A 13320-nucleotide genomic window follows, 5' to 3' on the forward strand; every position below is an offset into this window, starting at 1 on the left:
AAGCAGTATAAATCGGGTGATCGTATCGCGGGATGGCGTACCCAAAACTCATCACGCTGTTAAGAGCGGCAAGTCGCGACCTCGAACGACGATTGTTGAAAAATCGTGCTTGAAACGAGCGTTGTGCCCCTCATGTTGGTGGTAGTCAAAAATTGGAGGTCTCTTCATGAGGATCGACAAATTCACTACCAAATTCCAGGAGGCGCTCTCCGACGCACAGAGCCTTGCGGCTGGGCGCGGGCAGCAATACCTGGAGCCTGTGCACGTGCTCGCCGCATTGATCGCGCAGGAGGATGGCTCGGCGCGTTCGCTCTTGTCGCGCGCGGGCGTGCACATGCAGGCGCTGCAAACGGCGCTGAACGACGCCATTTCCCGCCTGCCGCAGGTGCAAGGGACCGACGGCAACATCCAACTGAGCCGTGAGCTTAACGGCCTCTTGAATCAGGCGGATAAGGAAGCGCAGCAGCTTAACGACAGCTACATCGCGAGCGAGATGTTTTTGCTTGCAGTTGCCGACGACAAGGGCGAGGCGGGCCGGCTCGTGCGGCAACACGGCCTCACGCGCCGCGCACTCGAATCGGCGATCGTCGCTGTGCGCGGCGGTGCTCAAGTCCATAGCGCCGAAGCCGAAAGTCAGCGCGAAGCGCTGAAGCGGTACACAGTCGATCTGACCGAGCGCGCACGTTCGGGCAAGCTAGACCCAGTGATCGGCCGCGACGACGAAATCCGCCGCGCGATCCAGATTTTGCAGCGGCGCACGAAGAATAACCCTGTGCTGATCGGCGAGCCGGGTGTCGGCAAGACGGCGATCGTCGAAGGACTCGCGCAGCGCATCGTCAACGGAGAGGTACCCGAGTCGCTCAAGAGCAAGCGCGTACTGTCGCTCGACATGGCGGCATTGCTCGCCGGCGCCAAGTACCGGGGCGAATTTGAAGAGCGCCTGAAGGCGGTGCTGCACGACATCGCGCGCGACGAAGGCCAGACGATTGTCTTCATCGACGAGATTCACACCATGGTCGGCGCGGGCAAGGCCGAAGGGGCGATCGATGCGGGGAACATGCTGAAGCCGGCACTTGCCCGCGGCGAATTGCATTGCATCGGCGCGACGACGCTCGATGAGTACCGAAAGTACATCGAAAAGGACGCGGCGCTCGAGCGGCGCTTCCAGAAGGTGCTCGTGGACGAGCCGACCGTCGAGGCTACGATTGCGATTCTGCGCGGTCTGCAAGAGCGCTACGAACTCCACCACGGCGTCGACATCACGGATCCCGCCATCGTCGCGGCGGCGGAGCTGTCGCATCGCTATATCACGGACCGCTTCCTGCCCGACAAGGCCATCGACCTCATCGACGAAGCAGCTTCCAAGATCAAGATGGAAATCGATTCGAAGCCCGAGGCGATGGATCGGCTCGACCGACGCCTAATCCAGCTGAAGATCGAGCGCGAGGCGGTGAAGAAGGAAAAGGACGAGGCGTCGCAAAAGCGCTTGCAGCTCATCGAGGAGGAAATCGAACGGCTGAACCGCGAGTATTCGGATCTCGATGAGATCTGGACCGCCGAGAAGGCGGCCGTGCAGGGCAGCGCGCAGCTGAAGGAAGAGATCGAGAAGACGCGTGCCGAGATTGTGCGTTTGCAGCGGGAAGGCAAGCTGGACAAGGTTGCCGAGCTGCAATACGGCAAGCTGCCCGAGCTGGAATCGCGTCTGAAGCAGGTCACGCAGGCTGAAGCGAGGGAGCAGCATAATCCGTCGCGGCCGCGACTGTTGCGCACGCAGGTGGGTGCGGAGGAAATCGCGGAGGTCGTCTCGCGTGCGACCGGCATTCCGGTCGCGCGGATGATGCAGGGCGAGCGGGAAAAACTGCTGCAGATTGAGGCGAAGCTGCACGAGCGCGTGGTGGGCCAAGACGAGGCGATCAGCGCGGTGGCCGATGCAATCCGCCGCTCGCGCGCGGGCCTTGCCGATCCGAACCGGCCGTATGGCTCCTTTTTGTTTCTGGGCCCGACGGGTGTCGGCAAGACGGAGTTATGCAAAGCGCTTGCCGGGTTCCTGTTCGATTCCGAAGATCAGCTGATTCGCATCGACATGAGCGAGTTCATGGAAAAGCACAGCGTCGCGCGGCTCATTGGCGCGCCGCCGGGCTATATCGGCTATGAGGAGGGCGGCTACCTCACTGAGGCCGTGCGCCGCAAGCCGTACAGCGTGATTCTGCTCGACGAGATCGAAAAAGCTCACCCGGACGTCTTCAACGTGCTGCTGCAGGTGCTCGACGATGGCCGAATGACCGACGGCCAGGGACGCACCGTCGACTTCAAGAATACCGTCATCGTTATGACGTCGAACCTCGGTTCGCAGATGATTCAGTCCATGTCGTCGCAGTCGCAGGAAGACATCAAGGAAGCGGTCTGGGCCGAAGTTAAGCTGCAGTTCAGGCCTGAGTTCCTGAACCGGATCGATGAAGTCGTGGTTTTCCACTCGCTTGATCGTGAGCATATCGAGTCGATCGCGAAGATTCAGCTGCAGCGCGTGCACGAGCGGCTGGCGAAGCTCGACATGCAGCTGGTTGTGTCCGACGAGGCGCTCGAACAGATCGCGAAGGTCGGCTACGATCCGCTCTTTGGCGCACGGCCGCTCAAGCGCGCGATTCAGCAAGAGATCGAGAATCCGGTCGCCAAGCTGATTCTGTCGGGCCGGTTCGGGCCGAAGGACGTCATTCCGGTCGAGTTCGAGGACGGCAAATTCGCTTTCGAGCGAGTCGTGCACTGAACCGGAGCGTGACTGAAGGGGCCCCATGGAGGTAGCAGTCGAGCACCTGGGGCTCGCTGCTGCCTTGTGTTCTTCCTGTTTTTCGACGAGATTTTTTGCCGAGAGGGTACGCGCACCGCTTACGGCGCAGGTCGCTCAAGCGGTTTCGTCATGGGCCGATCGAGTTGGCGTCGTTGCCAAATGCGGTTCAACGGGGTCGACGATCGCCTTCGCTTGAAAGTGGGTGCTGACCGAACGCCAGTAGATAAAGAGCCCGCAGCCGGCCACCGCCAAGCTTGCCGCGTTCGCGGCCCAAAAGCCGCGCGCGCCAATCAACCAGGCTGGCGTGAAACCGCCGACGTTGAAGCCGAGCCAATAGCCGCCGCCGAGACCGACGCCCCAAAGGGCCACCGCATAGATGACGGTCGGCACGACGGCGACGCGATAAGCACGCAAAACGAAGGACGTCGCTGTCTGAATCGTATCGAAGACGTGATAGACGAGCATGACGGGCATGAGCGGCATGGCGGCTGCGATGACGGCCGGGTTGGGCGTATAGCCGGCGATGATCGCGGGCCGCAGGATGAACGCGATGGCCGCGTAGCAGCAGCCGATCACGAACGCCATCGTCATGCCGTGCCGCGCGAGCGAGCGCGCCGCGTCGTACCGGTGTGCGCCGAGGGCATGGGCGACGAGCGTCGACGTTGCAATGCCGATCGACATCGGCGTCATGTAAAGCGCGGCGCCGAAATTGCCGATGATCTGGTGCCCCGCGAGCGTCGTTGTGCCGAATCGCGCGATGAAAAGCGCCATAAACGCGTACGACGTGACTTCGATGAGATAAGACAGTCCCATCGGCAGGCCGAGCTTCAACAATTCCGCCTGCCGTCGCCGGTTGGGCCAGGAAAAGCGCGAGAAGATACCGAACGGGGCGAAGACGTCGAGACGGGCGAGGAGGGTGATGCCGATTGCGGCGAGCACGAAATTGATGACGGTGCTCGCGAGCGCACAACCGGGACCACCGAGTGGCGCGAGGCCGAATCCCCCAAAGACGAACCAGAAGTTCAGCGCAATTTTGGCACCCAACGCGCCGATCTGAAGGATCATCACGAGCCGCGGCATACCGACTGCGTTCGCCAACGCCGAGTAGACGCGGAAAACCAGCGCCGCCGGCAGGCCAACTGCGGCAATGCGCAAATAGAGCTCGGTTCGATGATAGAGGGCCGGCGGCACGTGTGAGATCGCGAGCAGGCGCCCTGGGAAGGCCATGAGCGTGAAGCCGAGCACGGCCAGCGCCGCGGCGAGCCAGAGAGCCTGGCGCACTTGCTCGCCAATTTCGGCTTCGCGCCGCGCGCCGAAGAGCTGTCCGGCGATCGGCTGCAGCGCCAGCACGACGCCGGTCAGACCGACGTAGACCGACACGTAAATCGATGACCCAAGCCCGAGGGCGGCGAGGTCGACGGCCGAATAACGGCCTGCCATCACCGTGTCGATGAGACCAAAGGCAATGATGGCCAGTTGGCCAATCAGGACCGGCCACGCGAGGCCGGCGATCCGGCGCATGTCTGCGAACATCATTCAGCCATCGTATTAATGTTGGCGGACGGCCGGCCTTGGGTGATGCTGGATCGTCGCCTTGGGGCGATCGATTCGCACGTAGAGCCGGAAGCGCTCGTCACGGTCGGCCGCTCGGCGGCCTTCCCAGACAGGCTGCCAGACGTAGCTCGGCATCGGGCTCGGGTCGCTGAAGTCCTGTTGGTCCTGACGCAGCAAGACGTCGCAGTCGCCGTCGAATGAAAAGTGCATGTCGGCGAAGTAGGCGAACGACGCGAGTTGCGCATCGCCGAGGCGCACCGGAGCAATACAGGTGTAGTCGTCAGGCAGATGCTGCGCAATCTGTAACGCGACGTCCCGGTAAGTCCGGCTGTAGTTGACGATCGGGAGCCACAGCGTCATCAGCAGCACCCACATGAGCGTCGTGCCGGCGCTCGTCAGCACTACGCTGCGCCAAAGAACTTTCGGATGCCGTGCAACACGCCAATGGACGAGGCCGTACCAGAAGAGGGTCACTGCAATGGCGCAAGCGAACGAGACCGCATCGAAATGCGGGACGTATCCGGGCACAAGGCGCGAGAGGTTGCGTGCAAGCGGGTGGGGGGATCCCGTCTGTGATGCGAGCCAGACAAGCCAGACGAATGTGCTGAGTATCGTGAAGCACAGCACGGCAAACCAGTCGATTGCATTGATCGCCCCGCGCTTCAATGTGGGAAGCGCGAACGTTGCGAGCACTGCGAGCGGCGGCAGCAGGAGGATGTAGAGCTGGTTCGTCTGGTGGCTTTGCAGCACCGACATGATCAGCACAGGCAGAACGACAGCGAGCGGCACCGCGATATGGGGACGGCGGCGCAGGCCACCCCAGCTGAACCAGGCCCAGGCCGCGAGTGGCCACACAGGCCAAGTGAACAGCGGCAGGTTCTTGAATGCGTAAATGACGACATGTCCCGGTGGCGCAGAAAACCGGTTGATGCTGCCGTTGATCCATTGTTCGAGGAACCAGCTTGCGTCGTCCGGATACAAGTTGAGAACAACGGCAGGCCAAGCTGCGCTCAGGGCGAGCGCGAGCGGCACACCCACCGCCAGCAGCCAGACGGAGCGTGCTTCGCGCACGATCGCCGCCATAGAGAGCGTGCCGGCCAGCAGCAAAGCGACGAGCAGCAGGTTGCCGCTCAGGCCCACGAGCCCGAGTCCCACCGCCCAGCAGAGCGAGCCGAGCAAGGGAGTGTCGAGGGCGAGCACGAGCCCGTAGAGGACAAGCGCGATGCTCATGAATTGCGCGAGCTGCGGGGTCGTCTCATGACCGCGCTCAGCGAGCCCGAAGCAGGCTAAAAGAATCAGCAGGGCACCGTCCGCCAGTGTGCGCCCGTAGTCGCGCGGTTCCGGCTCACCGCCAAACGCGTATTTGAAAGGCTGAACCTCGGGGCGGCGGCCGAGCAAGTACGCTGCATGCCAGACCAATGCGCAAGTCAGGCAAAAGAGGATACCCGTCGAGATGCGTGCGGCATCGGTGGCCGCAATCCACGGCTCCAAGAGGCGAATCCAAAGCGCGCCGAGCCAGTAGCCTGCGGGGCCGCTCTCGGTGATGAACTTCCCGACGAGGTTCGGCAACAGCCAGTCATGGATTCCGCCGTTGGCCATTGTCCACATGACGCCGAAGCCCGCGGCATCCTCGTTCTTCCAGGGGTCTCGGCCGAAGAGCCCGAAGGCGGCGTAGACGATCGAGATGGCGAGCAAGAGCGAGCGTGGCAAGGCGCGCGTTGCGGAGGCGGTAAGACGGACAACAGTTTTCATGCAAATGAGCGGCGGTCGTTTTTTCTATTTTGGCTGCGCGTTTCAGGAACAAGCATTGTAAGACTTCGACGCTGCCTGGCGTCAGTATCGCGCATCGTCCGGGATGCCGCGGCAAACTAGGCGCACAGGGTTTCGGCAACGAAAAAGGGCAGCCGCAGCTGCCCTTTCGTGTCGTGCCTACGGCTTGCCCGCCGTTCGACGCATGGCTTTGAGTTACTTCGCTGCCTTGCCTGCTGCGCGTGCGCCGAACTTCTTGTTGAACTTCTCGACGCGGCCGGCCGTGTCCATGATCTTTTGCTGGCCCGTGTAGAACGGATGCGACTCCGACGACACTTCGATCTTGGCGAGCGGGTACGTGTTGCCGTTGTACTCGACGGTCTCACGCGTTTGGATCGTGGAACGCGTCACGAACATGAAGCCGTTCGACATGTCTTGAAAAACGACTTCGCGGTAATTGGGGTGAATGCCTTCTTTCATGGTCCTTCCTTCAGTCTGGGGGTAGCCAGCCCGCTGCGTTACCGATGATGTTCGGTCAGCTGTGCAGCGCTCTCGCCCTGCCGCCCCGCGTTGCTAGCTCCGCTGGATTTTAAAGCGCTTCTGCACGCCCAGCGCGCTGCCTGCGAGCCACTTGCCCAAGGTCAAAAAAGAGAATTATGGCAGAGAATCATTCGCTTGGCTAATGATCTGCATGATGGGCGGACTGATCGATGATGGGCGCTTCGAGCGCGCCGGTGCACGCTGGATCCTGGCGGTAGTAACGGGCGAGCAACCGGTAGAGTTCGGGGTGCTCGGATTCGAATGCGCGCGGCTGCACGAAGAGCGCCTCACTACAGACGGCGAAGAACTCGGAGGGATGATCGGCCGCGTACGGGTCGATCAGCGAATCGCGCTCAAAGCGCGACCAGCGTCGTTTTGGCACGGCGTCGACTTCCGCGCAAAATCGGTCGTAGGCATGATCGAAAACGTCAGCCCAGCATTGCTCGTCAAGCGGTGCGTGCCAACGACGAAAGAGGGGGGGATGGCCGTCGGCCTCGCCCGACAACATATCGATCTTGTGGGCAAACTCGTGAATGACGACGTTGTATGCGTCGTGGGCGTCAGTCATTCGCGCGTCTTCCCATGACAGGATGACGGGGCCACCTTCCCATGCTTCGCCACTCGCATCGTGCTCGACTTCATGCACCACGCCGGCCTCGTCCTCGACCGTTTTTCGGATCACAAATTCGCCGGGATAGACGACGATGCCGACCCAGCCGCGGTAGAGATCCAGGCTCAAGTTCAAGACGGGGAGGCATGCCTGTACGGCAATGCCCGCGATCATCTCGTCGGTGAGTTCCAGCTCGTGCGCAGTTGAAAACGACTTCTGCGAGAGAAAGAGGCTCGTCAGTTCGCGCAAACGCGCGAGCTCCGAGTCATTCAGATAGCTGAGAAAAGGCAGGCCGGCCAGCGTTGTCCGCCAGACTTCATCGGCGATTGGAAAGTCCCGCAACGCCCGTTCGCGGCGCCGCTTGTCCAGCCAGCGGGTGAGCTTCGTCAGCATGGCGCTACGATAAGTCTTTTTGTGACGCTCGTATCAAACCGAGCGTCACACGAAGGCCGGCACAAACGCAGTGTAGTCGTCGGTGCTACGGGGAGCGAGGCGTTAGCCGCCCCGGCGCATCAGCTCGAAAAACTCCGAGTTGCCCTTCGTCTGGCGGATCTTGTCGAGCAGGAATTCCATCGCTTCGACTTCATCCATATCGTGAATGAATTTGCGCAAGACCCAGATCTTTTGCAGGATCTCGGGCTTGATCAAAAGCTCCTCGCGCCGAGTGCCTGACTTGTTCAGGTTGATCGACGGATAAACACGCTTCTCCGCAAGACGACGCTCCAGGTGCACTTCCATGTTGCCGGTGCCCTTGAACTCTTCATAGATGACGTCGTCCATCCGGCTACCCGTTTCGATCAGTGCGGTGCCGATAATCGTGAGCGAGCCGCCTTCCTCGATGTTACGGGCCGCGCCGAAAAAGCGCTTCGGGCGTTGTAGTGCGTTGGCATCGACACCGCCCGTCAGCACTTTGCCGGAGGCGGGAATGACCGTGTTGTAGGCGCGCGCGAGGCGCGTGATCGAGTCGAGCAGAATCACGACGTCGTGTTTCATCTCGACGAGGCGCTTGGCCTTCTCGATCACCATTTCGGCAACCTGCACGTGACGCGTGGCCGGCTCATCGAACGTCGAGGCAATGACCTCGCCCGCCACCGAGCGCTGCATTTCCGTCACTTCTTCCGGGCGCTCGTCGATGAGCAGCACGAAGAGCACGACATCAGGGTGGTTCTGCTTGATCGCATGCGCGATGTGCTGAAGCATGACCGTCTTGCCCGACTTCGGCGAAGCGACCAGCAACCCGCGCTGGCCTTTGCCGATCGGAGCGATCATGTCGATGATGCGGCCCGTGACGTTTTCCTCACCGCGCATCTCGCGTTCGAGAAGAAGCGGCTTGTTCGGATGCAGCGGCGTGAGGTTTTCGAACATGATCTTATGTTTCGAAGCCTCGGGCGGCTGCCCATTGACTTTGTCGACCTTGACCAACGCGAAATAGCGCTCGCCGTCTTTCGGCGTGCGCACCTCACCTTCGATCGTGTCGCCCGTGTGCAGATTGAAGCGTCGGATCTGCGAGGGGCTGATGTAAATGTCGTCCGTGCTGGCGAGATACGACATCTCGGGCGAGCGCAGGAAGCCGAAGCCGTCCGGCAACACCTCGAGGGTGCCGTCGCCGAAAATTGTCTCGCCGGTCTTGGCGCGCTTCTTAAGAATGGCGAACATCAATTCCTGCTTGCGCAGGCGGTTCGCACTTTCAATCTCGAGGCCATTCGCCATCTCGATCAATTGAGACACGTGCAGAGACTTGAGCTCGGATAAATGCATACGGAATTCCCGCCGGGGAGAGAAGGTGCGACGAAAAGAAATTCGGGAGGAGATTGAGCGGAACCGCTCAGGGACTTATGTGTCTTGTCGAATATGTTGTGATTCTAGCATAGCACACACCTCGTCGCGCCAGCTTTGGCCGATCGGGCGGTGCCCTGGGCTTGTTGTTCTCGGACAACAAGCCCAGTACTGTTCGATCACAGGTGGCTGTCGAGGAACGCCGTCAGTTGCGACTTCGAGAGCGCGCCGACCTTTTGTGCTGCGACTGCGCCGTTCTTGAAGAGAATCAGCGTCGGGATGCCGCGCACGCCAAACTTGGCCGGCGTGGACTGATGCTCGTCGACGTTGAGCTTGGCGACTTGCAGGCGGTCCGTGTAATCCTTCGCGATTTCATCGAGGATGGGCGCGATCATCTTGCAAGGGCCGCACCACTCGGCCCAGAAATCGAGCAGCACGGGCTTGTCGGATTTCACGACGTCCTGCTCGAACGATGCGTCGCTGATGTGCTTGATTTGTTCGCTCATTTAGTTACCTCTTCGGGTTCCTGGCCCGAGACTGAATTGCCCGCCACGATACACCAAAACGAAAAAACGCTCTGAAGGTGTACGTCATTTGGAAGCGCGTGCCGGAAAGCACGCAGACGCGCGAATCGAAAACAGGCGCGTTACGCGGCGGCGAGCGGCGGTATGCGAGACGCCCTTAGGGTCATTAAGCTCCCATATTAGCCGAATTTGCTTTACGCCGCGCGAAGCGGTTATCGGCGTCGATGACGCTGTAACTCTCGCTCGAGCGTCCGACTTGGGCTCATGGGCCCACTGAAAAGCGACGCGATGCACTCCATGCGACGGCCGCTCGCATTCCATCATTCATGTGCTCTCAACAAAAAACGCGCAAAGAGCAGTCGCGCGCCGAGCGCAGTAGTGATAGAATATTTCGTGACGGGCCTCCTCGCATGGAGGTGCGGTCAACCTGGTCAGGTCGGGAACGAAGCAGCCACAGCCGTTTTCCGCCAGTGCCGAGGGTCAGGCTCGTCACCTCTGCTTTCTTTGCCTCCGTTGTTCGCCTTCCTTTTCCGTTTTCTACCTCGTTTATCCGCCTCGGATACAGTCTCCGTTTCCAGCTGTTATTCGCAATTGGCATTCGCCAGCCCGACTCGGCGTTGTTGCATTGCCGGGTGTTGCGCGAGGGCTGCGGCTTTGTCGCGTGACATGCTGTTATGGCTGATTGGGCGCTGCGTCGTTGCTGATACAATTTCGCGATGACCTATCAAGTTCTCGCACGCAAGTGGCGACCGAAGGATTTCGCTTCGCTCGTCGGACAAGAACACGTCGTGCGTGCGCTCACGCACGCGCTCGAGGGTGCGCGCCTGCATCACGCGTATCTCTTTACCGGCACGCGTGGAGTCGGCAAAACGACGCTGTCGCGGATCTTCGCGAAAGCACTCAACTGCGAGACCGGAATTACGGCGGCGCCGTGCGGTGTATGCCGCGCATGCCGTGAAATCGACGAAGGCCGTTTCATCGATTACGTCGAGATGGATGCCGCGAGCAACCGAGGCGTGGACGAAATGGCTGCGCTGCTCGAGCGTGCTGTCTATGCTCCTGTCGATGCGCGCTTCAAGGTCTACATGATCGACGAAGTGCACATGCTGACGAACCACGCGTTCAACGCCATGTTGAAGACGCTGGAAGAGCCGCCGCCGCACATCAAGTTCATTCTTGCGACGACCGATCCGCAAAAGATTCCCGTCACGGTGCTATCTCGCTGTCTGCAGTTCAATCTGAAGCAGATGCCGGCCGGACACATCGTCGGCCATCTCGAGCGCATTCTCGCAGCGGAACAGATTGCATTCGAGCCGCAGGCGCTGCGGCTCCTCGCGCGTGCGGCCGAAGGCAGCATGCGAGATGCGCTTTCGCTGACCGATCAGGCAATCGCATACTCGGCCAATCAGGTCAGCGAAGAAGCGGTGCGCGGCATGCTGGGCGCGCTCGATCAGAGCTATTTGGTTCGCTTGGTCGATGCGCTCGCTGCCGGCGATGGTGCACTTGTGCTTGCCATCGCCGACGAAATGGCGCTGCGCAGCCTGTCGTTTTCCACGGCACTGCAAGATTTGGCGGGCCTCTTGCATCGCATCGCATGGGCGCAGTTTGCGCCGTCGTCCGTACTCGACGAATGGCCCGAGGCGGACGACATCAGGCGGTTCGCGGGAGTGCTGTCGCCGGAGCATGTCCAACTTTTCTACCAGATCGCCACGATCGGGCGCAATGAGTTGGGGCTGGCACCCGACGAGTACGCCGGCTTCACGATGACGCTGTTGCGCATGCTCGCGTTCGAGCCCGCCAGGCAAGGCGGTCCCGCTGCTGCCGCTGGGCCGCGCACGGGTGGTTTGCCGGTGTCGTCGCGCGTGGCTGATCGTGTCGGTGCGCCAAGGGGCGGCGCCGTAGCCTCGAGCGAGCCGCAGTTGACGGCCGCGGCGCCTCGGCCCGCCGGCTCCGGGCGGACGAGCCCGGGTGCGGCGCCTGCGCGCGCTACAGAGATTGACGAGAGTGCCGGCGCCCGGATGCCCGCGCGTGAGGCAACGGCGGCATCTATGCGCGCGTCGGTCGCGCAAGAGGCGGGACGATCCGTCATGACCGCGACGCCTCGACCCGAAGCGGCGGCGGGGGCGATGCCGGCCAACATCCCCGGTAACCCTATCGATAAGGCTTCGGCGGATGACGTCCGGCACGAGCCGCACAGCGCGACAAGCGCAGCCGACGCTGTCCCCGGCGAGGGGCGCGGCGCTGCAGTGACAGACGGCACATCGAGCGCGCGCAACGCTGTGTCCAGTTCGGCCGAACGTGTCTCGCTCGACCGCTCGAGCACAGCCGACGCGGCCAGCCGTATTCCAAGCGGACAGGGTGGCGCCGCGATGGCATCTAACGCCATGCAGCAGCCAACGGCTGAGGTCAACGCTTCTTCCCCGGTTGACCGGGCGGGGGCAGCGGATGTGACGTCCCGGTCGGGCAGCTCCACGCCGGCGAGAGCCACCGAAGCCGCACCGCCGCCGCGTACGGGTGGCGCCAGCGCCGCTCTCGAAGTGCTGCGTAGCGCCGGGATGCGCGTGTCCGCGGGTCGCGGTGCGGCCGCAGGCGGCACGACGAAGGCGCCGCCCGCGCCCGCCGCGCCCGCGAAACAGGCTGTACCGCCTTCGCCCGTTGCGGTCCCTGTGCCACGCCCGCGCGGCGGGGAGGGGAGCGCACCGGCCACGTCGGCCGTTACGTCGCAGATGACGCCGCCGCCGTGGGACGACGCACCGCCGATCGACATCCCATTCGACGACTACGTGCCGCTATCCTCGGAGGACGACTACTTCATTGCGTCCGATGACGACTTTCTGCCGCCTCCCGAGCGCGCTGGCGGACAGGCGCCGATTGCGGCACAGGCAGCGGATGCATCTCCTTCGATCGATCTCTCGACGTTACCGCCGTCGATCAGTCTCGATGCTGTCGGCTTTGCCGGCGACTGGCCAGCGCTTGCCGCCGAACTGGGCTTGAGCGGGGTCGCCCATCAGCTTGCCTTCAACAGCGAATTGACGGTGCTGGAAGACGGATTGCTCACGCTCAGCGTGCCCGTCCCGCAATATGCCGAGGGTGCGCAGGTCGCGAAACTGAAGGCGGCGCTGGTTGAGCGGCTCGGCAAGCCGGTGGAGGTGCGGGTCCAAGTGGGGCCGGCTCGCCGCACGGCTGCGGTGCTCGAGGCCGCGGCGCGCGCGCAGCGCCAGCGCCAGGCTGAACAGGAGATCGATGCCGATCCCTTCGTGCGGTCGCTGATCCGCGAGTTCGGCGCCACGATCGTGCCGGGCTCCGTCAAGCCACTTTCGCTTTCATCCGATACGGAGGCCGGCGCCAGCTAAAGCGTGCTGCACGGCCCCTCCATTACCTTATTCAGGCATCGGCACAGCCGATGCTGCATTCCTACCACACGATTCAAGGAGCATGTCCATGATGAAAGGCCAACTTGCCGGGCTGATGAAGCAAGCCCAGCAGATGCAGGAAAACATGAAGAAAATGCAAGAGCAGCTCGCCCAGATCGAGGTCGAAGGCCAATCGGGCGCGGGCCTCGTCAAGGTGACGATGACTTGCAAGAACGATGTACGCCGTGTGTCGATCGATCCGAGCTTGCTCGCCGACGACAAGGACATGCTCGAAGACCTCGTTGCGGCCGCCTTTAATGACGCCGTGCGCAAGGCCGAGGCGACGGTCCAGGAAAAGATGGGCGGTATGACGGCCGGCTTGCCGCTGCCGCCGGGCTTCAAGCTGCCGTTCTGAGCACGCGGATCGCC

Annotated in this window: 9 protein-coding genes and 1 other RNA gene; 4 read left to right on the forward strand and 6 right to left on the reverse strand. The window is 62.1% G+C overall.

Annotation, left to right across the window (positions count from 1 at the left end):
• Window positions 1-166 precede the first annotated feature (166 nt).
• Window positions 167-2764: an ATP-dependent chaperone ClpB gene (gene clpB / locus VL598_RS00855; RefSeq protein ID WP_325324807.1), complete on the forward strand. Its 2598-nt coding sequence runs from the start codon at window positions 167-169 to the stop codon at window positions 2762-2764.
• Window positions 2765-2899: 135 nt separating this feature from the next.
• Here the strand turns inward: clpB and VL598_RS00860 are convergent, their stop codons facing one another.
• From VL598_RS00860 to trxA, 6 genes are all read right to left on the reverse strand, one after another.
• Window positions 2900-4318 carry an MATE family efflux transporter gene (locus VL598_RS00860; RefSeq protein WP_325324854.1) on the reverse strand — a complete coding sequence of 473 codons (1419 nt, stop codon included), beginning with the start codon at window positions 4316-4318 and terminating at the stop codon, window positions 2900-2902.
• Between the two features lie 15 nt (window positions 4319-4333).
• Window positions 4334-6091: a glycosyltransferase family 39 protein gene (locus tag VL598_RS00865; RefSeq protein WP_325324808.1), complete on the reverse strand. Its 1758-nt coding sequence runs from the start codon at window positions 6089-6091 to the stop codon at window positions 4334-4336.
• 213 nt (window positions 6092-6304) lie between these two features.
• Window positions 6305-6568 carry a type B 50S ribosomal protein L31 gene (locus VL598_RS00870; RefSeq protein WP_325324809.1) on the reverse strand — a complete coding sequence of 88 codons (264 nt, stop codon included), beginning with the start codon at window positions 6566-6568 and terminating at the stop codon, window positions 6305-6307.
• Between the two features lie 199 nt (window positions 6569-6767).
• Window positions 6768-7631, reverse strand: a complete 864-nt coding sequence (locus tag VL598_RS00875) for a M90 family metallopeptidase (RefSeq protein WP_325324810.1) — start codon at window positions 7629-7631, stop codon at window positions 6768-6770.
• A 102-nt stretch (window positions 7632-7733) separates the two neighbouring features.
• Window positions 7734-8996 carry a transcription termination factor Rho gene (rho, locus tag VL598_RS00880; RefSeq protein ID WP_018441614.1) on the reverse strand — a complete coding sequence of 421 codons (1263 nt, stop codon included), beginning with the start codon at window positions 8994-8996 and terminating at the stop codon, window positions 7734-7736.
• 197 nt (window positions 8997-9193) lie between these two features.
• Complete coding sequence (trxA, locus tag VL598_RS00885) at window positions 9194-9520, reverse strand: thioredoxin TrxA (protein ID WP_325324811.1); 327 nt, start codon at window positions 9518-9520, stop codon at window positions 9194-9196.
• Between the two features lie 413 nt (window positions 9521-9933).
• Between trxA and ffs the strand changes: the two genes are divergently transcribed.
• The 3 genes from ffs to VL598_RS00900 all read left to right on the forward strand — a co-directional run bounded on the left by ffs (window position 9934) and on the right by VL598_RS00900 (window position 13306).
• An RNA gene (gene ffs / locus VL598_RS00890) (signal recognition particle sRNA small type) lies at window positions 9934-10032 on the forward strand.
• 222 nt (window positions 10033-10254) lie between these two features.
• A complete protein-coding gene (gene dnaX / locus VL598_RS00895) occupies window positions 10255-12891 on the forward strand; it encodes a DNA polymerase III subunit gamma/tau (RefSeq protein ID WP_325324812.1) in 2637 nt (878 codons plus the stop codon).
• A gap of 88 nt (window positions 12892-12979) precedes the next feature.
• On the forward strand, window positions 12980-13306 hold the full coding sequence (locus tag VL598_RS00900; protein WP_018441617.1) for a YbaB/EbfC family nucleoid-associated protein: 327 nt from the start codon (window positions 12980-12982) through the stop codon (window positions 13304-13306).
• The last annotated feature ends 14 nt before the right edge of the window (window positions 13307-13320 follow it).

It is taken from the genome of Trinickia sp. (assembly GCF_035492435.1).
Lineage (GTDB): Bacteria > Pseudomonadota > Gammaproteobacteria > Burkholderiales > Burkholderiaceae > Trinickia.